This is a genomic window from Methylobacterium sp. WL1, from assembly GCF_008000895.1.
Classification (GTDB): Bacteria; Pseudomonadota; Alphaproteobacteria; order Rhizobiales; family Beijerinckiaceae; genus Methylobacterium.
This window is the reverse complement of the sequence record NZ_CP042823.1, coordinates 3,996,980-4,018,541: the sequence shown is the minus strand read 5'-3', so window position 1 is coordinate 4,018,541 and position 21,562 is coordinate 3,996,980. Positions and strand designations below refer to the sequence as shown.

The window sequence follows — 21,562 nt, the reverse complement described above, 5'->3', positions numbered from 1 at the left end:
AGAGGGGGGAGGGAAGGAGCGTGCCATTACCGAATCCGCTTGGCTCTCGACCGAAGCGCTTACCGCCCCGGGTTGCCGTCGCGCAGGGTGCCGGTCGGCTCCTGGACGTGGGCCTCGAGGAACCAGAGGTGCTTGTCGACCGCCCGCGAGATCTCGGTGAACAGGTCGGACGTGCCGTCATCGCCGGCCTCGTCGGTCTCGTCGATGTTATCGCGCACCGCGTTGGCGTAGGCGGCATAGCTGTCGATCAGCGCGGCCACGTGGTCGGCGATGGCGTAGATCCCGGTCGGGTAGGCCGGCAGCTTGGTCTTCTCGGCGACCGCCTGGGTCGAGCCGAACGCCGTGGCGCCGAGCTGCACCGCGCGCTCCGCGACCTTGTCGTTGAAGTCGTCGAGCTCGGTACGGAAGCCATCCAGCATCTCGTGGATACCGATGAACTGCGGGCCCTTGAGATTCCAGTGCGCCTGCTTGATCGCCAGGGCGAGGTCGATGCCGTCCGCCAGCCGGGCGTTCAGCGCCTCGACCGAGACCTGCTTGGCGTTCGAATCGGTGTTGTTACGGGTCTTGTGCGAGCGAACGGTGTCGCCTTTGCCGGTCTCAGCCATCAAATCTGCTCCGTGACTTTGCGTGCGGGCCTCCGCGCAGATGCCGATACGGCCGCGGGTCCTCATCGAACGCGATTGCGTTGCACAAACGCGACGGCGCGCCCGGTGTTCCGAGCGGCGCCGACACGTCCGGGCGCGCGGTCTCGTCCCGACGGCCGATGACGGGCCCGGGGACGAGGCTCAGCGGCGCCGGCCGGGCTTGGCCATCCAGTCGGAGCGGTTGCCGCGGGGCAGGGCCTCGCCGACCGGGATCCGCGACAGTTCGGCCGACCGGGTGGCGATCCAGCCGGTATGCTCCGCCACCGGCGTCACCGCGGTGAAGCCGCCGCAGGCGGTCCGGCGCGCACCCTGCTGCAGGGCGCCGCTCGACCAGCTGACCACGCCGACGATCCGGTAGCCGCCGGGGCCGCCGATCAGGATCGGGCCGCCGGAATCGCCCAGGCACGCCCCGGCGCCCGAGGTCTCGGCCATCCGCCGCCGGTCGGTCACCACGGTCACCCGGTTGGCGACCTGCAGCGAGCCGATCGACACGAGGTGCGCCAGCCGCAGGATCCGCGCCGAGTCGCGCCGGTTCTCGGCCACGACGCCGAAGCCGGCGATGTCGACCGGCGCGCCGGTGTCGATCGTGGCGGCCCCGCGCGGATCCAGGGGCACGTAGTCGGCGCCGAGCGGCGCCTCGAGCTTGAGCAGGGCGAGGTCGACGCCCGGCTGGTCCTCCGGGGTCGTGCCGGGCACGAAGTCCGGATGCATGGTCGCGGCGATCACCGGGGTGCGCTGCTGGCGGAAGCCGCGGTCCACGCTGATGACGGTGTAGCCGGCCGGGCGCATCACGCAGTGGGCGGCGGTGAGCACGAGGTCCTGGGCGATCAGCGTGCCCGAGCAGATCTCGCCCTCGGTGCTCTCGATCCGCACCGCGAAGGTCCGGGCGCCGTTGGGGTCGCGGGTGGTGGTGCCGTTGATCACCGCGGATGCGGGCGCCGGCATCAGTCCGGCCACCGCGCCCAGCAGGGCGCTGCCGAGCCCCAGGCCGAACAGACGCTCACGGGGGCCGGCCTTGCGCATCGGGCGACGGAACATCGGGCACTCCGGGGGCGCTCGCGGCGCAAGGTGGGACGCCGCGGCCAGGGGCGCGGCGCCGAGGGAGCCTAGAGCAAGGCAATGAACCGGCCAAGCTGCGGTTCCGGATGGGCAGGTGATGCGAGTTGGAAGAAGACTTTGATCGGCAGCGGTGGAGCTTCGATCGCGTGGCCGATCAACGGTGGATCTGTCGGCTCACACCCCAACCCCGTCATTCCGGGGCCGCGCAGCGGAGCCCGGAACCCAGAAACGCGGGTTCAGCCAGGTCTTGCGCCGTCCACGGTTCTGGATTCCGGGCTCGCCTGCGGCGCCCCGGAATGACGATTTGAGTTCTCAGCCGTCATCTCAACTCACAAGAGCGCGAACCGCGGCCTTGCCTCGCGATCGCACGTCACGGGCGGCCCGTCAGCCGCCCCACCGCGCATCCCGGCCCCATCCCACCAACACCCGGTCGATCCAGCCGCGCTGCGGTCCCACCAGGACACCCTGGGTGAGGCCGCCGCAGGTCCCGCCGACCCAGGCGGCCAGCGCCAGCACGGACCCGTCCGGAGCGGTGATCGGGCCGCCGGAATCGCCCTGGCAGCCCCCACCGGCCGCACCCTTCAGCCAGACCAGGATGCGGCTCGGCCCGTGCGGCTCGATCACCGGCAAGCCGACGCTGCGGTAGGTTCCGGTCGAGCGCGGGTCGCCGGCCCTGGCGGCGCCGTAGCCCGACAGGGTCAGGCGTTCGCCGGCCCGGGGTAGCGCGGCGCCCAGGGTCACCGGGGCGAAGCGCGCTGGCAGCGGCGTCGCGGTGCGCAGGAGCGCGAGGTCGATGGACCGCCGGCGGCCCGAGGCGCCGCCGGCATCGTAGCCCGGATGGATCGCCCGGCCCGCCACCTCGACCAGGACCGGCGCCCCGGCCTCGTCGCGAAAATGGATCCGATGCTCCTGCCCGGCGGCGGCGCAATGGGCGGCGGTCAGCACCGTGTCGGGGGCGAGTACCACGCCGGTGCAGACGCCGCCCTTCGACGACAGGACCATCACGGCCCCGCCGGCCTGCGCCTCGGCGCCGCCGACGATCGCGCGGGCCGGACCGGCCGCCAGCGACAGGGCCGCAGCCAGGACGGTGGCCGGGACGGTGAGGGCCGCCCGGCGGCGCTTCGGAACCGGCATTCGGAACAATGACCTGTGAGGGGGCAACGCGATGATCCCGATACGCGCCGACGGGGCCGTGGTCGAGCCGGTGACCGTCGCCGAGCTGCGGGCCTACCTGCGTTTCGACTCCGACGACGGCGGCACCGAGGACGGGCTGCTCCAGGCCCTGATCACCGCGGTCCGGGCCAGCCTGGAGATCGAGGCCCGCCGCATCCTGGTCCCGGGCCGCTACCGGATCGCCCTCGATTCCTGGCCCGCCAACGGCCGGCTGGCCTTGCCGCTGAGCCCGCTCGTGGCGCTCGTCCGCGCCGGCTTCGCGGACGCGAAGGGCGTCACCGAACTCGCCGCCGGCCTGGTCCGCCTGGGGCCGGAGCCGGTCGAGGCGCCGGGCCTGCTGATCGACGCAAACGTTCCGGACCCGGCTGGTCGGACGATCCTGATCGAGGTCGCGGCCGGGTTCGGGGGCGACGGCCCGCCGCTGCCGGCGCCCCTGCGGCTCGCGATCCTGCGGCTGGCCGCCGCCCGCTACGAGCACCGCGGCGACGAGCCGGATGCCGTCCGCACCGATGCCGCCGACCTCGCCGCGCCGTTCCGGCGGATGCGCCTGTGATCCGCCGCCCTGTCCGCATGCGACCCACTGGAGCAGCCCCGATGGCGCCCAATCCGCACCACCCTGCGCTCGGCGCCCGGCGCCGCCGCTTCGTGCTCGAACGGCCCCTGGAGCAGCCCGACGGGTTCGGGGGCGTGCTGCGCCGCTTCGTGGCCGGCCCGGTCCTGTGGGGCGCGATCACCCCGGCGGGCCTCGCCGACCGCCCGGCGGGCGGCCGGACCGACACGCTGCCCGCCTACCGGGTCACCCTGCGCGCCGGGGTCGCCCTCGACCCGACCATGCGGCTCGCCGCCGGCCCCGCCGCTTCGCGATCCGCGCCGTCGGCGAGCCGGACGCGCGGGGCCGCGACCTCGTCTGCCACGTCGAGGAGCTGGTTCGGGAGAGCGCGTCGTGAGCGACCCCAGCCCGCTCCTGGCCCTGCGCGCCGGCCTGATCGCCCGCTTCTCCGGCGACGCCGCGCTGGCCGCCCTGCTCGGCGGAAAAGTCCGGCTCCACGACGAGCCACCCCGGGGTTCGGTGCCGGTCTACGCCCTGTTCGGCGACGCCGAGAGCGTGGACGATTCCGTCGACGGCGCCGAGCGCCACCGCCACAGCCACGCCATCGCGGTGATCGCCAAGCCCGGCTCGGTCCGCACCGCGCTGGACGCGGCCGCCCGCATGGCCGCGCTCCTCACCGACGCCGCCCTGCCGCTCCAGGGCTGCCGCCTCGTCACCCTGCGGGTCCGGGCGATCAGGGCGAGCCGCGACGCCCGCACCGGCGAGGCCCGCGCCACCCTGACGATCGAGGCCGTCACCGAGACCCTTTGAGGTGGGCGCGGTGCCTGACACGCACGGCACGTTCGATTGCGATGAGGCAGGAGGGAACCGATGGGCGCACAGAAGGGCAAGGACCTGCTGCTCCGGGCCGGCGACGGCGCGGGCGGCTTTCTGGCGGTGGCGGGCCTGCGCACCCGGCAGATCACCCTCAACGCGGAGACCGTGGACGTCACCAACGCGGACTCCACCGGCCGCTGGCGCGAGCTGCTGGCCGGGGCCGGCGTGCGCCGGGCCGCGATCGCCGGCGCCGGGGTGTTCCGCGATCAGGCCTCGGACCTGCGCCTGCGGCTGATCTTCTTCGAGGGCGCGATCGAGACCTTCCAGGTGGTCGTGCCGGCCTTCGGGACCCTGGAGGGCCCGTTCCAGATCGCGAGCCTCGAATACCGGGGCGACCATGCCGGCGAGGTCACCTTCGACATCAGCCTCGACTCGGCGGGCGTGCTCGCCTTCACGGCGGCTTGAGCCATGCCAACCGGATCCGCGGCGAGGTGCCGCTCCAGCTCGCCGGCCATCGCTACACCCTGTGCCTGACCCTCGGCGCGCTGGCCGAACTGGAGGGCGCGCTCAAGGCCGGCGACCTCGTCGGCCTGGCCGAACGCTTCGATGGCGGCCGGGTCTCGGCCCTGGACCTCATCGCCCTGCTGGGGCGGCCCTGCGCGGCGGCGGCCACGCCCTCGACGACGATGCGGTGGCGCGCCTGCCGCTCGCCGGCGGGCTGGAAGCGATCTCCACCGCCCTGGGCGAAGTGCTCGCCGCCGCGTTCGGGGAGGCGCCGGGCCCCGCAAACCCTCGGTAGGGCCGGCGCCCGACGGTTATGCGTCGGCGCCGGCTCGAGCCACGGCCTTTCCCTGGGACGACGCCCTCACCCTCGGCCTCGGGGCGCTCGGCTGGAATCCCGCCGCCTTCTGGGCGGCCACGCCCCGCGAGTTCGCCGCCGCGCTCGGCCGCCGCCGCGGCCCGGAGCCTCTGAGCCGCGACGGGTTCGAGCGCCTGCTCGCCGCCTATCCGGATCCGGGCCCGTGAACGGAGCCGGGGCTCCACCCCTGACCCGGCCAAAGGGCTGAGCCCTTTGGGATCCCGGGTGTTGGCACCACGCTGACCCCGACCAACCAGGAGGGCCGCCCGATGAGCGACGCCGATCCCGATCCGCAGGATGCCGCCCGGATCAAGCAACTCGAGACCTTGGACCAGCTCGCCAAGAATTTCGGGCGCAGCCTGGATTCGGCGCTCACCCGCGGGGCCGCCTCGGGGCGCAGCCTCGACGGCGTGCTCGGCACGATCGGCAGCAAGCTCGCCGGCGCGGCGGGCGGGCGGCCGCCGGCCCGATCCGCTCCGGCATCTCCGGCCTGGTCAACGCCGTGCTCAGGGCGGGCGCCGGCAGCGAGACCGGCTTCGCCAGGGGCGGGGTGTTCCAGGGCGGACAGGTCCAGCCCTTCGCGGCCGGCGGGGTGGTGGCCGCGCCGACCTACTTTCCGATGGCCAACGGCACCGGCCTGATGGGCGAGGCCGGGCCCGAGGCGATCCTGTCGCTGAACCGCGGCCCGGACGGCCGCCTCGGCGTCGCCGCGGGCGGCGGCGCAGCCCGGCCGGTCTCCGTCACGGTCAACATCGCCACCCCGACCCCGGCGCCTTCCGCCGCTCGGAGGCGCAGGTGACGGCGAGCCTCGCCCGCGCGGTCGCGCGGGGCAGCGGGCGACGTGACCGCCCCTCACGCCGCTTTGCTGGCCGCCGCCTCGCGGGGCGGCTGCGGCGTCCGTCGACGCTCACCGCGGGGGCGCCTTCGAGGGTCACGCGGCGGACCACCCGGGGCTGGTCGCCGTAATCGTCCACCGCGCGGTGCACTGTGGCCCGGTTGTCCCAGATCGCCACGTCGCCCAACCGCCAGGACCAGCGCACCGTGTTCTCCGGACGGGTCGCGTAGTCGTGGAAAATCGCCAGCAGGTGCTGCGAATCCGAGGTCGTGAGCCCGAGGATGCGCTGGATGAAGTGCCCGACGATCAGCGAGCGTTCGCCGGTCTCCGGATGGACGTGCACCAGCGGGTGCTCGGCCTCGTGGACGGTCCGGGTGAACACCTCGTCGTGCCGGCGACGGCCGGCCTCGGTGACGTTCACCCGCCCGCCGACGTAGTCGTAGACGTTGGAATGCAGCGCCCAGAGCCGGTCGGCCAGCGCGCGAAGCGGCTCGGGCAGGTCCGTGTAGGCCGCCGCCGTGTTGGCCCAGAGGGTGTCGCCGCCATAGGCCGGCAGGGTCACGGCGCGCAGGATCGAGATCGCCGGATAGGCCGGCACGAAGGTCACGTCGGTGTGCCAGGAACTCGCCCGCTCGCCCCGGCTGGCGTCGAGGTCGAGGATTCCCGCGGTCCCGGGGAGCGACGGCACGGTCGGGTGCGGGACGAGCTCGCCCAGGCGCCGTCCGAACGCCTCCTGGCCGGATTCGTCGAGGCTCTGGTCGCGGAAGAACACCACCTTGTGGGTGAGCAGCGCCTGGCGGATCGCCGCCACCGTCCCGGCATCGAGGTCGCCCGAGAGCGCGACGCCGCGGATCTCCGCGCCGATGCGGCCGGCGACCCGGCGGATGTCGAGATTGGGGTGCAGGGACTGCAGGACGGCACTCATCGGAAAACTCCTTCGGTCGGTCGGTGACGGCCCGTACTGATCGCGCAAGAGTTTCGAAGCCTTTTCGAGCATCGAGATCTTCGGCGGATCGTGGCGCGTCTTCCATGATCTTTGACCGGTGTGTGCCGATTGTCGATGAACGGCGTTTTCGAAGTTCCGGCGTTTTCCGAAAGACTTTTCCCGGCCGCCGGCTGCCGGCAGGGGGGGCCTTCTCCCGTCGCCCGACCGGGATCGGGTCTTCGCCGGATCGGGCTCCAACACGGGATCATCGCGCCATGGCCGACGCCTTCCACGAAATGCTGTTTCCCCTCGACGTGTCGCTGCGCGGCAGCGGCGGGCCGCAGCGGCTCACCGAGATCGTCACGCTGGCCTCGGGGCGGGAGCACCGCAACGGCCGCTGGGCCGATTCCCGGCGCCGCTACGATGCCGGGTTCGGGGTGCGCGGGCTCGACGCGCTCCATGCGGTGCTGGCGTTCTTCGAGGAGCGGCGCGGAAGGCTGTACGGCTTCCGCTACCGCGACCGGGTCGATTTCCGCTCCGGGCCGCCCGGGCGGGCGATCGGCCCCCTCGACCAGCCGCTCGGCGCCGGCGACGGCGCCACGGCGACGTTCGCGCTGACCAAGTCCTACGGGTCCGGCTTCGCGCCCTACCGCCGGCGCATCGCCAAGCCGGTCGCCGGCAGCGTCCGGGTCGCCCTGGCCGGCCGGGAGGTCGGCGCCGACGCCTTCGCGTGCGACCCGGCTACCGGGCTCGTCACCTTCGCGGGCGGGCACGTCCCGGCCAAGGGCGCCGCCGTCACGGCGGGCTTCGCCTTCGACGTGCCGGTCCGGTTCGACACCGACGACCTCACCATCGACCTTGCGGCCTTCACGGCCGGCGAGATCCCCAAGGTGCCGCTGGTCGAGATCGTGCCGTGAGGGACAACGATGCGTGCCATCCCCGATGCCTTCGCGGCCCATCTCGCGGGCGGCGTGACCACCCTGTGCCGGTGCTGGACCCTGCGCCGGCGCGACGGGGCCGCCCTCGGCTTCACCGACCATGACCGCGACCTGACCCTCTCGGGCCTGGTCCACGAGGCCCGGACCGGGCTGGACGCGGCCGAGGCCAGCGCCGAATCCGGCTTCGCGGTCTCCGGGGGCGACGTGGCCGGGGCGCTGAGCGCGCTCGGGCTCACCGAGGCCGACATCGCGGGCGGCCTCTACGACGGCGCGTCGGTGGAGACCTGGCTGGCCGACTGGACCGCCCCCGAGACGCGCCTGCTGCTGGATGTCGGCACGATCGGCGAGGTGCGCCGGGAGGGCGACGCCTTCGTGGCCGAGCTGCGCGGCCTCGCCCACCGGCTCGATGCCGAGCGCGGCCGGACCTTCCGGGCCACCTGCGGGGCCGACCTCGGCGATGCCCGCTGCCGGGTCGATCTCGCCGCCTGGCGCACCACCGGCCGGGTCACCGGCCTTCCGGAGCCGGCGACGCTTGCGGTGTCGCTGGCGGGTCGCTTCGCGGACGGGCTGTTCACCGGCGGGACGCTCACCTGGGAGACGGGTGCCAATGCGGGGCTCGCCGCGGATGTGCGGCTTCAGCTCGGCGGGCTGGTCGAGCTGTGGACGGTCCCGGCCCGGCCGGTGACCCCGGGGGATGCCTTCAGCGTCTCGGCCGGATGCGACAAGCGGCTGGCCACCTGCCGGGACCGCTTCGCCAACGCGATCAACTTCCAGGGCTTCCCGCACATGCCCGGCAACGACGCGGTGATGCGTGCGGTGCCGGGCTCGGAGCCCGTCCTCGACGGCGGGAGCTTGTTCCGATGAGCGCAATGCGGCGGGACATGGGCGTGGCCGCCCTCGGCGAGGCGCGGCTGTGGCTCGGCACGCCCTACCGGCACCAGGCCTCCTTGCGCGGGGTCGGCTGCGACTGCCTGGGCCTGCTGCGCGGGGTCTGGCGCGGGCTCTACGGCGCCGAGCCGGAACCGGTGCCGCCCTATGCAGCCACCTGGGCCGAATCCGCCGCCCCGGGGACCGATCCCCTCACCGAGGCGGCGGCGCGCCACCTCGTGCCGGTGCCGTCCGCCGGAGACCCGCCCCGTCCGGGCGACGTGCTGCTCTTCGCCTTCCGCCGCCACCTCCCGGCCCGCCACTGCGCCATCGCCACCGGCGACGGTGCCATGATCCACGCCCACGACAACGCCACGGTCGCCGAGGTCGCGCTCACGGCGTGGTGGCGCCGGCACCTGACCGGGGTGTTCCGCTTTCCGCAGGCCCCTTACGAGGCGCCGGTCGCCACGGTCAGCTTGACGCCGAGCGCGTCAATGACTTTGCGCACAGTCTCGTAGCGCAGCTTCGAGCCCGGGGTCAGCGCCTTGTACAGGCTTTCCCGCCCCAGGCCGGCCTCCCGGGCGATCTGGCTCATGCCGCGCGCCTTGGCGACATCACCGAGCGCCGCGACGAACAGCTCGGGATCGGGATCCTCAAGCGCGGCCGCGAGATATTCGGCGATCGCTTCCTCGCTGTCGAGGAACTCCGAGGCGTCGAAAGGCGTGAAGGACATCAGGTGATACCGTAAGATGTTTGGCCAGGGCCTTGGCTTTCTGAATATCTCGATCCTGACTGGACTTGGCGCCGCCGTTCAGAAGCCGGTAGGTCACCTCGCCCCGCCGAACGTAGTAGAGGCGATATCCTGGGCCGTACGAGATTCACATTTCGAAGACGCCTTCACCGACCGGTTTGACGTCACCGAAATTACCGAAGCCCGCAGCTCGGATCCGAGCGACGATACGCGCCTTCGCGCGGTGATCCCGCAGGTCGGTAAACCACCGACGAAAGCTATCGGACAGCAGAATCGTAGCCACGATGCAACGTATCCGACCGGATACGGATCGGCAATCCGTGAGCGTCATGTCTTTCCACCCCCGCCCCCGGAGCCCGCCATGGCCACCCTGATCCTGTCCACGGCGGGCGCCGCGGTGGGGACCGCGCTCGGCGGGCCGATCGGATCCGTGGTCGGGCGCGTGCTCGGCGCGGCCGCGGGGGCGGGGCTCGACGGGATGCTGTCGGGCTCCGGGCGGCACACGCGTTTCGTCGAGGGGCCGCGGCTCGCCGACGTTGCCGGCCTGTCCTCCACGGAGGGCGATCCCATCCCCCGGGTCTACGGGCGGGCGAAGATCGGCGGCAGCCTGATATGGGCGACGCGCGTCCGCGAGGTCGCCAACACGACGGTGGAGCGCGCGGCCTCCGCGTCCAAGGGCGCGGGCGGGCAGAAGACCGTGCACACCCGCTACGCCTATTTCGCCAACCTGGCGGTCGGCCTGTGCGAGGGCGAGGTCGCGCTGGTCCGCCGGATCTGGGCGGACGGCAAGGAAATCGATCAGGTCGGGATCACCGTGCGGGTCCATACCGGCGGCGCGGACCAAGCGCCGGACCCGCTGATCGTCGCCAAGGAGGGCGCCGAGAACGCCCCGGCCTATCGCGGCCTCGCCTACGTGGTGTTCGAGAACCTGCCGCTCGCCGACTTCGGCAACCGCGTGCCCCAGTTCGCCTTCGAGGTGGTCCGCCCCGTCAACGGCCTGTACCACCGGATCCGCGCCGTCGACCTGATCCCGGGGGCCGGCGAGTTCGCCCTCGACCCGAACCGCGTCACCGTCGATCTCGGCCTCGGCCGGACCGAGGCGGCCAACCGGCACCAGCTCCAGCGCGCCACCGACGTCACCGCCTCCCTCGACGCGCTTCAGGCCCTGTGCCCGAACCTGCGCCGGGTCGCCGTGGTGGCGACGTGGTTCGGCACCGATCTGCGCGCCGGCGCCTGCCGGATCGTTCCGAAGGTCGAGACCCGGGGCAAGCGCACCACGCCGGAGGCCTGGGCCGTCGCCGGGATCACCCGTGACAAGGCCGAGGTGGTCTCGACCCTGCCGGACGGCACCCCCGCCTACGGTGGGACGCCCTCGGATGCCGGGCTGACCCGGCTGGTGGCTGACCTCGCCACCCGCGGCCTGGACGTGCTGCTCTACCCGTTCGTGATGATGGACGTGCCGGCCGGCAACGGCCTGCCCGACCCGCGCGTGCCCGGCGCGACCCAGCCGCCCTATCCCTGGCGCGGGCGCATCACCTGCGACCCGGGCCCGGGCGTCCCCGGCAGCCCGGACGGCACCGCCGCCGCGGAGGCGCAGGTCCAAGGTTTCTTCGAGGGCGGCTATCGCGCGGGGGTGCTGCATTATGCCGGCCTCGCGGCCCTGTGGGCGGCCTCCGGTATCCGGATCGCCGGCTTCGTGATCGGCAGCGAACTCGTCGGCCTCACCCGGGTGCGGGGTGCCGCCGGCTACCCGGCCGTCCAGGCGCTCCGGTCCCTCGCCGCGGATCTGCGCGGCCGGCTCGGGCCCGGCGTCACGCTGGTCTACGGGGCGGACTGGACCGAGTACGGCGCCCATGTCCGGGACGGGGGCGCCACGATCCGCTTCCCGCTGGACGACCTGTTCGCCGACCCCAACATCGGCGCGGTCGGGATCGACTGGTATCCGCCGGTCACCGATTGGCGCGACGCCCCGGACCACGCCGACCTCGCGGTCGCGGGCGACATCAACGACCGGGCCTACCTGAAAGCGAACGGCGCCTCCGGCGAGGCGTTCGACTGGTACTACGCCGACGCGGCCGGGCGCGCCGCCCAGGACCGCCGGCCGATCCGGGACGGCGCCTACGGCAAACCCTGGATCTTCCGGCCCAGGGACCTCATCGGCTGGTGGTCGAACCCGCATGTCGAGCGCGACGGCGGCGTCGAGACCCGCGCCACCGCCTGGGTGCCGAAGGCCAAGCCGATCTGGCTCACCGAGGCCGGGGTGCCGGCGGTGGACAAGGGCACCAACGGCCCGAACGTCTTCCCTGACCCGAAATCCGCCGAGGGCGCCTACCCGCCGGACTCGCGAGCCCTGCGCGACGAGCTGATCCAGCTGCGCGGGCTCGAGGCCGTGATCGCCCGGTTCGACCCGGCGGCGACCGGGTTCTCGGAGGCCGACAACCCGGTCTCGCCGGTCTATGGCGGCCGGATGGTCGATCCGGGATCGATCTTCGTCTGGTCCTGGGACGCGCGGCCGTTCCCGGCCTTCCCGGCGGTGCAGAAGGTCTGGGCCGACACCGCCAACTGGCGGGTCGGCCACTGGATCACCGGGCGGATCGAGGGCTGCGACCTCGACCTTCTGGTCCTGAGGATCCTGGCCGATTTCGGCTTCGACGCGCCGGTCGCCGTGGAGGCCGCCGCCTTCCTCGACGGCTACGTCGTCGACCGGCTGCTCTCGGCGCGGGCCGCGCTCGAGACCCTGGCGCAGGTCTACGGGCTCGACGTCTCGGCGGGGGCGGGGCGCCTGCACCTGCGCGGACCCCGCCGCGAGCGGCCGGTGGTGCTCGCGGAGGCCGACCTCGTCCGCCTGTCGGAGGCGAAGCCGGTCCTGCGGCAGGTCCGGGCCGAGGAGAGCGCGCTGCCGCGCTCGGTCATCCTCGGCATCACCGAGTCCGAGAGTCCGGATTACCGCCGCGCCGCGGCGGCGGCGATCCGGCCGGTCGGCCAGCGGCGCCGCGAGACCCGGATCGAGGCCGCCATCGTCACCCGCAGGGAGACCGGCGACGATCTCGCCGAGGCGCTGCTCGACCGGGTCATCGCGGCCCGGGACAGCGCGGCCTTCACGGTGAGCCCGCGCCGGCTGGAGCTGGAGCCCGGCGACCTGCTGGCGGTGCCGGCCGACGTGCCGGGCGGGACGGTGCTGCGCAGGATCGACCGGATCGACGACGCCCCGACCGGGCGCCGGATCGAGGCGAGCGGCGTCCCGCCCAGGGCGGCCCTCCGCGCGGCCTGCCCGCAACCCGGCCTTGCCGGCTGGCGCGACCCGGCCTTCCCGGGGCCGCCCTTCGCGCTCGCCCTCGACCTGCCGGTGGATCGCGGCAGCCCAACGGTGCTGCAATACCTCGCGGTCGCGGCGGAGCCCTGGCCCGGGGAGGCGGCCGTGTGGCGGGCGGAGGGCGCCGGCCCACTGACCCTCCGCGGCCTGGTCGATTACCCGGCCTGCCTCGGCCGGACCCTTTCGGACCTGCCCGCCGGGCCGCTCTGGCGGCTGCAGCGCGGCGCCCATCTCGACGTCACCCTGCGCCGGGGCGGGGCGCTCGGATCGATCGGCGAGGCCGCGATGCTGGCCGGCGGCAACCTGTTCGCCCTGGTCGGGCCGGACGGCATCGTCGAGCTGCTCTGCGCGGCCGACGCGGTGCTGACCGGCCCCGACACCTACCGGCTCTCCGGGCTGCTGCGCGGGCTCGCGGGCAGCGAGCCGGCCGCCGGGCGTTCCACCCCGGCGGGCAGCCTGATCGTGCGCCTCGACGACGGCGCGGTGGTGCCGTTGGTCGAGAGCCTGGACGAGGCCGGCCGGGGCTTCCGCTACCGGGTCGGCCCGGCATCCGCCGACCCGGGCGATCCGGCGGTTTCGGAATTTGCCGCGACGGCCGGGCTGGGTTCGCTCCTCCCCCTGCGGCCGGTCCACCTGCGGGCGCGGCGGGACGCGTCGGGGGTGCGGCTCTCCTGGATCCGCCGAGCGCGCCGCGACGGCGACGCCTGGGCCCCCGCCGAGATCCCGCTCGACGAGCCGGAGGCTTACGCGGTCACGGTGTTCACGGGGGCCGGCACGCCCCTGCGCCAGTTCCGGGCCGAGGCGCAGCAGGTCCTCTACGCCGACGAGGCGGCCGATTTCGGCGCTGCTCAGACCAGCCTCGACGTCGCTGTGGCGCAGATCGGCGCGGTCGCAGGTCCCGGCCCGGCCATCCGCGCCCGCATTCCGATCCGAAGCGCCTGAACGGACACCGACCCCGCGGGACGGCGCCGGTCCCGCAGCACCCCTTCCCGGATCGCCGTCCACCGCCGTTCCAGGCGTCCGGGGCGGGGGGCGCGTCATCCACCGGCGACGGCTGCGCCGCTGGTCACGGACAGAGTATCCGATCGAGGAGCCCCCGATGTCCGACACCACGCCCCGCCTCGGCCTGCCGCTGATCGCGGCGAGCCAGGCCCAGAAGCACGTCACCCACAACGAGGCGCTCGGCCTCCTCGACGCCCTGGTCCAGCTCGCCTGCCTGGACAAGGACCTCACCGCGCCGCCCAAGAACCCCGCCGACGGCGACCGCTACCTCGTGGTCGCCTCGAACCCGGGGGGCGCCTGGGCCGGGCTCGCCGGCCAGGTCGTGCGCTACGCCGACGGCGTCTGGGTCGGCGCGGTGCCCCGGGCCGGCTGGTTCGCCTACCTGATCGACGAGGCCGACCTCTACGTGTTCGACGGCAGCGCCTGGGGCAGCTTCCGCCGGACGCTGACCGCGATCCAGAGCGTGAGCCGGCTCGGCATCAACACCGGGGCGGATGCCACCAACCGCCTCGCGGTCAAGGCGGACGCGGCCCTGCTCACCTGGGACGACGCGACGCCGGGCTCCGGCGACATGCGGATCTCGGTCAACAAACAGGCCGCCTCCCGGGACGCAGCCCTGAACTTCCAGACCGGGTATTCCGCCCGCGCCCTGCTGGGCCTTCTGGGCGGCGACGACTTCTCGCTGAAGGTCTCGCCCGACGGGGCCGCCTTCGCCACCGCGCTCACCGCTTCCGCGGCGAAGGGCGGGATCGATTTCGCCTCCACCGAGACCGTGCTGGCCGCGGCGGCGACCACGGATCTCGGCGGTGCCGGCACCCGGCGGGTCCTGGTCACCGGAACGGCCCGGATCACCCGCTTCGGCTCCGGCGCCGACCGGGAGCGGCTCGTGCGCTTCGCCGGCGCCGCGACCCTGGTCCACGATCCCGAGCAGCTCGCCCTGCCGACCCGGGCCGACATCGTCACGGCCGCCGACGACACCTGCCTGGTCGCCTCGGACGGTGCCGGCCGCTGGCGCGTGCGCCATTACCAGCGCGCCGACGGGACGCCGCTGGCGCTGGGCACCCAGGCGCTCGCTCCGAACGGCTACGCCCGGCTCGCCAACGGCCTCGTCCTGCAATGGGGTCTTGCGACCGGCGCGGACGCGGATCTCTCCGTCGCGTTCAGCCCCGCCTTTCCGAGCGCATGCCTGGGGGTCTGGGCCCAGCCGGTCGCCCGGGATGCCGGGACGCTCTACGCCAGCCAGGTCAGCGACGTGTCGGCCACCGGGTTCACGCTCCGCAACCGCCGCGACACCGGCGGCGCGGTGACCGGCGCCGGGAATGGCGCGACGTATTGGCTGGCCCTGGGGTCTTGAGGGCGGTTCCGGACGCGTGGCTCTCGCCGAGCCCCCCCATCACTGCCGCTTCGGCATCGTCTGCGCGTCCGACGCAAGCCGGAATGGGAACGTCGGTGGGGCGTGAGAGCGGAGCCGTCGCCGTCGCGACAGGCCCGTGGGTCCGTCAGCCCCGCCTCACCGGTCGGCCCCCGGCGCCAGGGCCGTCAGCATCGCCCGTTCGATCGCCGCGTAGCCCGCTCCGTTGAGGTGGATGCCGTCCGCGGTGAAGTCCGGCCGCAGCGCGCCCGACGGGGTGGCGAGCGGCGTGTGATAGTCGATGAGCGCGGCGGCGCTGGCGGCGCAATGGGCCCGGATCCAGCGGTTCAGGGCGTGGATGCGCGCCACGGGCCTGAGCTCGGGGCGCCATCCCCAGAAATCGCTCGGCATCACGGTACCGATCCACAGCGGCAGCCCGGCCTCGAAGGCCAGCCGCGCCATGGCGGCGATGTTGTCGCGGATCGCCCCGTCCGAGACCGGGCCGCCGATCTCGGCGATGTCGTTGACCCCGCACAGCAGGTGGACGCCCCGGGCACCGGCCGCGTCGCGGCGAAAGCGGGCGCGGATCTCACCGCTCGTCTGCCCCGGAATGCCGCGCGCCGCGAAGCCGTGCCGCGCGAACGTCTCGGCCCGGGCCTCGCCCCAGCCCGCGGTGATCGAATCGCCGATGAACACCAGCGGCCGGTCCTGTCCGTGTCCCACGTGGCCCAAGCGTCCCCTGTCCCTTGTCCCCTGTCCGCGTCCCTTGTCCGCGTCCCCCGTCGGCATCGCGCGGATTCATGCCCGGAGAACCCCGATGTCCGCAACCACTGGTCCGGCCCGTGGGCCGGGCGACGCCTTCGCGGCCGGCTGCCGGAGCCTGGGGCCGCGCCTGATGCGCGATCTCGGCCTCACCGACCTGCAGGCCGCCGGGCTGCTGGGCAATCTCGGCCACGAGAGCGGCGGCTTCCGCCGGCTCCAGGAGGTCGCCCCGGCGGTGGCCGGGTCCCGGGGCGGCTGGGGCCTGGCGCAGTGGACCGGCCCCCGGCGCGTGGCCATGGAGGCCTGGTGCCGGGCGCACGCGCTCGATCCGGCCGCCCCCGAGGCCCAGTACGGCTACCTCTGCACGGAACTGCGCACCACCGAGGCGGCGGCGCTCGCGGCCCTGCGGCAGGCTCCGACCCTGGAGGCCGCCACCGAGAGCGTGTGCCGGCACTTCGAGCGGCCAGGCGTGATTGCGCTGGCGAGCCGGCTGGCCTGGGCCCGCCGGGCGCTCTCGGCCCTGCGCGCGGGCGCCGTCTCGCCGCGCAAACCCGAATCCCGAGCCGGCCGGGTCCGCCGCGCGCTCAACTCCGGAGATCGATCATGACGCACCTCTTCCCGGCCGGGCTGGCGCTGGCCGGCGCCGCGATCCCGTTTGTCGCCCTGCTCACCTCGGCCCTGGTCGCCCCGGCTCTGGCCTCTGCCCAGGCGGGCGGCGTGGCGATTCCCTGGGGCGACTGGCTGGTCGGGCTGCTGCAGCCGGTCTCTGCCGTGCTGGTGCCGATCGCCGCGGCGGCCGTCACGGCCGGGATCGCCCGGGTCGCGCCCTGGGCGGCCTCGCTCCTGACCCGGGAGCGGGTCGAGGCCGCGATCCGGGCCGGGGCCGCGTACGGACAGAACGCGGTGGCCGGTGCCGCAAGGGGCCGGACCGTGAGCGTCGATCTCGGCTCCGCGGTGGTGGCGGCCGGCGTCCGGCACGTCGTGGCGACTGCGCCGGCCCATGTCGTCCGGAGCGCGGGCGGTGCCGAGGGCGTCGCCGCCCGGATCTTCCGGGCCCTGCCGCTCGACCCGCAGGCCAGCGCCGGCAACGTCCTGGCGCCGGCGCTGCGGGCGCTGAGGGAGGGGGACGCGGTGCATCGGGCCTGACGGCGTTCTCCGACCTCACACGTCTCCGCACGCGGGTCGGACCCCTGTCCCGGATGGGGCGGGGACATGACGTGGCCCGCGCGCGGCATCGTGCGGGGCCGGAGAGGTTCCGGGGAGGAAGCCATGAACGCGGGCCACCATTCCCCCGAGGACGCGCCCGGTCCCGGTGGTCGGGCGCGGACGATCCGGTTCCCGCCGTTCTGGCAGGCCTACGTCGCCCGCCAGACCGCGCCGCGCCTGGCGGTCCTCGACGAACTCGTGGACGCGCATGTCGAGCGGCGGGTGCTGCGCCGCTACGTCCGGCGCCTCAAGCATGCGGCCCTGTTCACCTTCGTCACCACGGCGGCGGCCGCGCACTGGTTCTCGGACCAGATCGCCTGGCTGGTCGAGCGCATGCCGGCCCTGCGGGCGTTCTGGTTGCTGATCACGGGAGGTTCGCGATGAGCTTGCACCGGGACCGGATCCTCGACCGCGTCTGGCTGACCCTGTCGGGGGCGGCGGTGATCGCCGTCACACTCCAGCTGGGTGCACGGCTCGGGGCCCGGCCCTGGCCGATCGACGCCGCCCTGGCCGCGCAGGCTGCCGCGTCGGTGCCGGCGGTATGCCGGGACGGCTCTCAATCCTCGGTTCGAAGCGCGCGCTGACGCCGAACCGGTCACCACTCCGGCGGCGAGGGCGCCGGATCGGGCACCGCGGCGTGCGCAATCGCCTGTGCGGCGCGACCTCGGCGGTGGAACCCGAAAAGCCCGTCGGCCGTAGTGCCGGCACGATGGCATCCACAACGAAACAGCTCACATCTTACCGTTGCAGGCGCCAGTCAGAACTCGCGTCGGGGCCGCTACAGCTACGTATTCAGGGCGCATTCAGTGCCCTCGGCGCAAATCTCCTAGCAATGCGCTACGCCATCGCCCTCGTTGCCATCAGCCTGACCGCCGCGGCCCTCGCCGCCAGCGGCCTCGGCTCCATGGCCGATGACGGACCGGCCTCGCAGACGTCCCAGGTAGCGGACCCGACGCCCCTGCGGATCGAGTCCTGCCTGTCGCCGGCCGACATGCGCGAGGAGGTCGGCGAGCGGCGGGTGATCGCCCCGGTGGCGGCGATCCGGGCGGCCCGCACGGTGATCCCCCGGGCCGAGATCCAGCGCGCGAGCCTCTGTCGTCACGCCGACGGCCTCGTCTACATGCTGACCGCCTTGCGCCGGGACGGGCATTTCGTGCACGTGATCGTGGATGCCCGCACCGGCAAGGTCGCGGGCCAATACTGACCGGGCTTCACACCCGCAGTGGAATGGAGTGAGCCGTGCGACTGCTCGTCGTGGAGGATGACCGGGACATCAACCGGCAGGTGGTCGCGGCGCTGGAGGAGGCCGGCTACGTCGCCGACAAGGCCTATGACGGCGAGGAGGGCGGCTATCTCGGGGAGAGCGAGCCCTACGACGCGATCATCCTCGACATGGGCCTGCCCAAGGCCGACGGCGTCTCGGTGCTGCAGAAGTGGCGCCGGGCCGGGGTGAAGACCCCGGTGATCATCCTCACCGCCCGGGACCGCTGGTCCGACAAGGTCGACGGCTTCGATGCCGGCGCCGACGACTACGTGACCAAGCCGTTCCACATGGAGGAGCTGATGGCCCGGGTCCGGGCCCTCCTGCGCCGGGCGGCGGGCCACGCCTCCAGCCAGATCGCCTGCGGGCCGGTCACCCTCGATACCCGCTCCGGCAAGGTGTTCGTGGACGGCGCCCAGGTGAAGCTCACCAGCCACGAATACCGGCTGCTCTCGTACCTGATGCATCATACCGGACGGGTGGTCTCCCGGGCCGAGCTGACCGAGCATCTCTACGACCAGGATTTCGACCGGGATTCGAACACCATCGAGGTGTTCGTCGGGCGGCTGCGCAAGAAGCTCGCCGTGGACCTGATCCAGACCGTGCGCGGGCTGGGCTACCTGGTGGATCCGAACCAGCCGCCGGCGCCGGTGTGACCGCGGTGCCGGCGCCCGGCACGCTGCCGGCCGTGTTCATGCGCGGCGGCACCAGCAAGGCGCTGATGCTGCATCGCCGGGACGTGCCGGGCGACCTCGCCGCCTGGGAGCCGGCCTTCCTGTCCGCGATGGACAGCCCCGACCCGTTCGGCCGCCAGCTCAACGGCATGGGCGGGGGCGTCTCCTCGGTCTCGAAGATCTGCGTCGTTGAGCCGTCGCGCCGGCCGGATGCCGACATCGACTACACCTTCGTGCAGGTGGTGGTCCGCGACGGGCGGATCGACCTGTCCGGCAATTGCGGCAACATGCTCTCTGCGGTGGGCCCCTTCGCGGTGGACGAGGGCCTCGTGCAGCCCGCCGACGGCCCGGTGCGGTTACGGATCTACAACACCAACACCGCCAAGCGGATCGAGGCCGGCTTCGCGGTCCGGGACGGGCGGACCGTCTACCGCGGCGACCTCGCCATTCCCGGCGTCACCGGCACGGGCGCGCCGATCCGCCTCGACTTCGTCGATCCGGGCGGCGCCACCACCGGGCGGCTGCTCCCGACCGGCTCGGTCCGGCAGCCGCTCGACGTGCCGGGCCTCGGCCGGGTCGAGGTCTCGCTGGTGGACGCGGCCAACGCCTGCGTGTTCGTCCGTGCGGCCGATCTCGGGCTCGCCGGCCGCGAATTGCCCGCCGCGCTGGAAGCCGTGCCCGGCCTCCTCGACCGGCTGGCGCGGATCCGCCTGGCCGCCTCGGTGGCGATGGGCATCGCGCCGGATCTCGACGCCGCAGCCCGGATCGTCCACGTGCCGTTCGTGGGCCTGGTCGCGTCGCCGCTGGATGCGTCCAGCCTGTCCGGGGCGGCGATCAACGCCGACGATATCGACCTGACCGCCCGGGTGATCTCGAACGAGGTGCCGCACCAGGCCCTGCCGCTCACCGCCACCCTGTGCCTCGCGGTGGCTGCCCGGATCGAGGGCAGCCTGGTCCACGAGGCCGCGCGCGCCACCGGGGATGGCGCCCTGCGGGTCGGCATGCCATCGGGCATCCTCACCGTGGACGCCACCGTTTCGCGGGATGCGGACGGTTGGCGTGCGGAGCGCGGCTCGTTCTTCCGCACCGCGCGGCCGCTGATGCGGGGCGCGGTGTATTACGATGCGGTGACGCCGGTGTGAGTGCGGTTGTCCCGATGAAAACCCTGATCGGCCTCTTCTCCCTGCGCCGCCGTTCGATCGCGGTGCGGCTGGCCGTGTCGGCGTTCCTGTCGAGCTCGGCGATCCTGCTGATCGCGGCCTGGATCCTCACGACCCTCTACCGGGAGACCACCGAGCGTGCCTTCGACAGCCGGCTCCTGGTCTTCACCAACAACCTCGCCACCGACTTGGTCTCGCCCAACGATCCCGAGAGCCGGACCTTCTCGCTCGGCGATCCGCGCTTCGATCTGCCCCTGTCCGGCTGGTACTGGCAGGTTGGCAAGCCGGACGCGAAGCCCCGGGACCTGCGCACCTCGCGCTCGCTCGTCGGCGTGCCGCTGGGGCCCGCCACCGATGCCGACGGCAAGGTCGGGGTCGGGCAGATCCGCCAGGGCTACGGCAAGGGCCAGGACGGCCGCCTGCTGCGGATCATGGAGCGCGACGTCGATCTCGGCGAGGAGGGTCGCTACACGGTGCGTGTCGCCGGCCCGGCGGACGAGATCGTCAACGACGTCGACCGATTCCGCAATTCGCTGACGATCACGTTCGGGCTGCTCGGCCTGTCGCTGGCGATCACCACGCTGCTTCAGATCCGGTTCGGCCTGGCGCCCCTGAAGAAGATGCGTGCCGCGCTCGGCGCCGTCCGCCGCGGCGAGGCCGACCGCATCACCGGTACCTACCCGCGCGACATCGCCCCGCTCACCGGCGAGGTGAACCTCCTGATCGAGACCAACCGCGAGATCCTGGAGCGCGCCCGCACCCAGGTCGGCAACCTCGCCCACGCGCTGAAGACGCCGCTCTCGATCATCGTCAACGAGGTCGGCGCCTCGGACGCCCCCGAGGAGCTGTCGCAGAAGATCCGCGAGCAGGCCGCCGTGATGCGCGACCAGGTGAACTATCACCTCGACCGGGCCCGTGCCGCCGCTCTGGCCGGCACGCTCGGCACCTCCACGGAGGTCGAGCCCGCGCTGGCCGGCCTCGTGCGGACCTTCGGGAAGATCTACCGAGACAAGGACATCGCCTACGACGTCCACGTGCCCCCGGGCCTGCGCTTCCGGGGCGAGCGCCAGGATTTCGAGGAGATGGTCGGCAACCTCGTCGACAACGCCTCGAAATGGGCTCACGGCCGGGTCGCGATCCGCGCCGAGGCGGTGGCCCGGAACGATTATCCCCATCTCCTGATCGCCATCGAGGATGACGGCCCCGGGCTGCCCCCGGAGGCGCGCCAGGCCGTGCTCGGGCGGGGCCGGCGCCTCGACGAGTCGAAGCCCGGCTCGGGCCTCGGCCTGTCCATCGTGGCGGATCTGGCCGCCCTGTACCGGGGACGCTTCACCCTGGAGCAGGCGGCCCTCGGCGGCCTGCGGGCGGTGTTGGAGGTGCCGGGCGACGCGCCGGTCGGGCCGGCCAACCATTGAT

General features: G+C 73.6%; 23 protein-coding genes and 4 pseudogenes. 20 read left to right on the top strand and 7 right to left on the bottom strand.

All coding sequences use genetic code 11. From position 1 onward, the window contains the following. Window positions 1-59 precede the first annotated feature (59 nt). From dps to FVA80_RS19495, 3 genes are all read right to left on the bottom strand, one after another. A complete protein-coding gene (dps, locus tag FVA80_RS19505; RefSeq protein ID WP_147910800.1) occupies window positions 60-605 on the bottom strand; it encodes a DNA starvation/stationary phase protection protein Dps in 546 nt (181 codons plus the stop codon). Between the two features lie 180 nt (window positions 606-785). Further along, a complete protein-coding gene (locus tag FVA80_RS19500; protein WP_147910799.1) occupies window positions 786-1,682 on the bottom strand; it encodes a trypsin-like serine protease in 897 nt (298 codons plus the stop codon). Window positions 1,683-2,087: 405 nt separating this feature from the next. Beyond that, window positions 2,088-2,837: a trypsin-like serine protease gene (locus tag FVA80_RS19495; protein WP_147910798.1), complete on the bottom strand. Its 750-nt coding sequence runs from the start codon at window positions 2,835-2,837 to the stop codon at window positions 2,088-2,090. Window positions 2,838-2,868: 31 nt separating this feature from the next. Between FVA80_RS19495 and FVA80_RS19490 the strand changes: the two genes are divergently transcribed. The 7 genes and pseudogenes from FVA80_RS19490 (at window position 2,869) to FVA80_RS31375 (ending at window position 5,900) form a co-directional block, all read left to right on the top strand. Continuing rightward, entirely contained in the window at window positions 2,869-3,429 is a 561-nt protein-coding gene (locus FVA80_RS19490; protein ID WP_147910797.1) for a hypothetical protein, read from the top strand. A 41-nt stretch (window positions 3,430-3,470) separates the two neighbouring features. Beyond that, window positions 3,471-3,823: pseudogene (locus tag FVA80_RS31380) on the top strand (head-tail adaptor protein). Next, window positions 3,820-4,236, top strand: coding sequence for a DUF3168 domain-containing protein (locus FVA80_RS19480; RefSeq protein WP_147910795.1), 417 nt, complete (start codon window positions 3,820-3,822; stop codon window positions 4,234-4,236). The pseudogene FVA80_RS31380 and the gene FVA80_RS19480 overlap by 4 nt, the downstream one beginning before the upstream one ends. A gap of 60 nt (window positions 4,237-4,296) precedes the next feature. Next, window positions 4,297-4,707, top strand: a complete 411-nt coding sequence (locus FVA80_RS19475; protein ID WP_147910794.1) for a phage major tail protein, TP901-1 family — start codon at window positions 4,297-4,299, stop codon at window positions 4,705-4,707. Next, window positions 4,704-5,041, top strand: a pseudogene (locus tag FVA80_RS19470) (gene transfer agent family protein). The gene FVA80_RS19475 and the pseudogene FVA80_RS19470 overlap by 4 nt, the downstream one beginning before the upstream one ends. A gap of 107 nt (window positions 5,042-5,148) precedes the next feature. After that, window positions 5,149-5,268 (top strand): annotated as a pseudogene (locus tag FVA80_RS32200) (phage tail assembly chaperone); the annotation flags it as partial. 335 nt (window positions 5,269-5,603) lie between these two features. Continuing rightward, window positions 5,604-5,900, top strand: coding sequence for a hypothetical protein (locus FVA80_RS31375; RefSeq protein WP_246692034.1), 297 nt, complete (start codon window positions 5,604-5,606; stop codon window positions 5,898-5,900). On the opposite strand, the gene FVA80_RS19455 is transcribed toward FVA80_RS31375, so the two are convergent. After that, the gene (locus FVA80_RS19455; RefSeq protein WP_246692033.1) at window positions 5,848-6,861 is read right to left on the bottom strand and encodes a TauD/TfdA family dioxygenase; all 1,014 of its coding nucleotides are present in this window, start codon (window positions 6,859-6,861) and stop codon (window positions 5,848-5,850) included. The two genes, FVA80_RS31375 and FVA80_RS19455, sit on opposite strands and share 53 nt — an antisense overlap. Window positions 6,862-7,136: 275 nt before the next feature. Between FVA80_RS19455 and FVA80_RS19450 the strand changes: the two genes are divergently transcribed. From FVA80_RS19450 to FVA80_RS19440, 3 genes are read left to right on the top strand one after another with little or no spacing between them, the layout of a single operon-like run. Next, window positions 7,137-7,778: a DUF2460 domain-containing protein gene (locus FVA80_RS19450; RefSeq protein WP_147908039.1), complete on the top strand. Its 642-nt coding sequence runs from the start codon at window positions 7,137-7,139 to the stop codon at window positions 7,776-7,778. Window positions 7,779-7,787: 9 nt separating this feature from the next. After that, window positions 7,788-8,663 carry a DUF2163 domain-containing protein gene (locus FVA80_RS19445; RefSeq protein ID WP_147908038.1) on the top strand — a complete coding sequence of 292 codons (876 nt, stop codon included), beginning with the start codon at window positions 7,788-7,790 and terminating at the stop codon, window positions 8,661-8,663. Beyond that, on the top strand, window positions 8,660-9,184 hold the full coding sequence (locus tag FVA80_RS19440) for an NlpC/P60 family protein (RefSeq protein ID WP_147908037.1): 525 nt from the start codon (window positions 8,660-8,662) through the stop codon (window positions 9,182-9,184). The genes FVA80_RS19445 and FVA80_RS19440 overlap by 4 nt, the downstream gene beginning before the upstream one ends. Here FVA80_RS19440 and FVA80_RS19435 read toward each other — a convergent pair. Both FVA80_RS19435 and FVA80_RS19430 read right to left on the bottom strand, forming a co-directional pair. Then, on the bottom strand, window positions 9,115-9,399 hold the full coding sequence (locus tag FVA80_RS19435) for an addiction module antidote protein (RefSeq protein ID WP_147908036.1): 285 nt from the start codon (window positions 9,397-9,399) through the stop codon (window positions 9,115-9,117). The two genes, FVA80_RS19440 and FVA80_RS19435, sit on opposite strands and share 70 nt — an antisense overlap. Next, window positions 9,320-9,700, bottom strand: a pseudogene (locus FVA80_RS19430) (type II toxin-antitoxin system RelE/ParE family toxin). Before FVA80_RS19430 ends, FVA80_RS19435 begins: the two are co-directional and overlap by 80 nt. A gap of 78 nt (window positions 9,701-9,778) precedes the next feature. On the opposite strand from FVA80_RS19430, the gene FVA80_RS19425 reads away from it, so the two are divergent. Both FVA80_RS19425 and FVA80_RS19420 read left to right on the top strand, forming a co-directional pair. Continuing rightward, window positions 9,779-13,672, top strand: coding sequence for a glycoside hydrolase/phage tail family protein (locus tag FVA80_RS19425; protein ID WP_147957856.1), 3,894 nt, complete (start codon window positions 9,779-9,781; stop codon window positions 13,670-13,672). A 157-nt stretch (window positions 13,673-13,829) separates the two neighbouring features. After that, window positions 13,830-15,086, top strand: coding sequence for a DUF2793 domain-containing protein (locus tag FVA80_RS19420; protein ID WP_147908034.1), 1,257 nt, complete (start codon window positions 13,830-13,832; stop codon window positions 15,084-15,086). A 156-nt stretch (window positions 15,087-15,242) separates the two neighbouring features. On the opposite strand, the gene FVA80_RS19415 is transcribed toward FVA80_RS19420, so the two are convergent. Then, entirely contained in the window at window positions 15,243-15,806 is a 564-nt protein-coding gene (locus FVA80_RS19415) for a GDSL-type esterase/lipase family protein (protein ID WP_246692032.1), read from the bottom strand. A 94-nt stretch (window positions 15,807-15,900) separates the two neighbouring features. Here FVA80_RS19415 and FVA80_RS19410 point away from each other — a divergent pair, with 94 nt between their 5' ends. The 8 genes from FVA80_RS19410 (at window position 15,901) to FVA80_RS19375 (ending at window position 21,561) form a co-directional block, all read left to right on the top strand. Next, entirely contained in the window at window positions 15,901-16,452 is a 552-nt protein-coding gene (locus tag FVA80_RS19410) for a phage tail tip lysozyme (RefSeq protein ID WP_147908033.1), read from the top strand. Further along, a complete protein-coding gene (locus FVA80_RS19405; protein ID WP_147908032.1) occupies window positions 16,449-16,991 on the top strand; it encodes a hypothetical protein in 543 nt (180 codons plus the stop codon). The genes FVA80_RS19410 and FVA80_RS19405 overlap by 4 nt, the downstream gene beginning before the upstream one ends. A gap of 123 nt (window positions 16,992-17,114) precedes the next feature. Further along, window positions 17,115-17,435, top strand: coding sequence for a hypothetical protein (locus FVA80_RS19400; RefSeq protein WP_147908031.1), 321 nt, complete (start codon window positions 17,115-17,117; stop codon window positions 17,433-17,435). Then, complete coding sequence (locus tag FVA80_RS19395) at window positions 17,432-17,635, top strand: hypothetical protein (RefSeq protein ID WP_147908030.1); 204 nt, start codon at window positions 17,432-17,434, stop codon at window positions 17,633-17,635. Before FVA80_RS19400 ends, FVA80_RS19395 begins: the two co-directional genes overlap by 4 nt. Window positions 17,636-17,883: 248 nt before the next feature. Beyond that, the gene (locus tag FVA80_RS19390; protein WP_147908029.1) at window positions 17,884-18,255 is read left to right on the top strand and encodes a PepSY domain-containing protein; all 372 of its coding nucleotides are present in this window, start codon (window positions 17,884-17,886) and stop codon (window positions 18,253-18,255) included. A gap of 35 nt (window positions 18,256-18,290) precedes the next feature. Then, a complete protein-coding gene (locus FVA80_RS19385; protein ID WP_147908028.1) occupies window positions 18,291-18,968 on the top strand; it encodes a response regulator transcription factor in 678 nt (225 codons plus the stop codon). After that, the gene (locus tag FVA80_RS19380) at window positions 18,965-20,128 is read left to right on the top strand and encodes a 2-methylaconitate cis-trans isomerase PrpF family protein (protein WP_246692031.1); all 1,164 of its coding nucleotides are present in this window, start codon (window positions 18,965-18,967) and stop codon (window positions 20,126-20,128) included. Before FVA80_RS19385 ends, FVA80_RS19380 begins: the two co-directional genes overlap by 4 nt. A gap of 14 nt (window positions 20,129-20,142) precedes the next feature. Then, a complete protein-coding gene (locus FVA80_RS19375) occupies window positions 20,143-21,561 on the top strand; it encodes a sensor histidine kinase (protein ID WP_147908027.1) in 1,419 nt (472 codons plus the stop codon). The last annotated feature ends 1 nt before the right edge of the window (window position 21,562 follow it).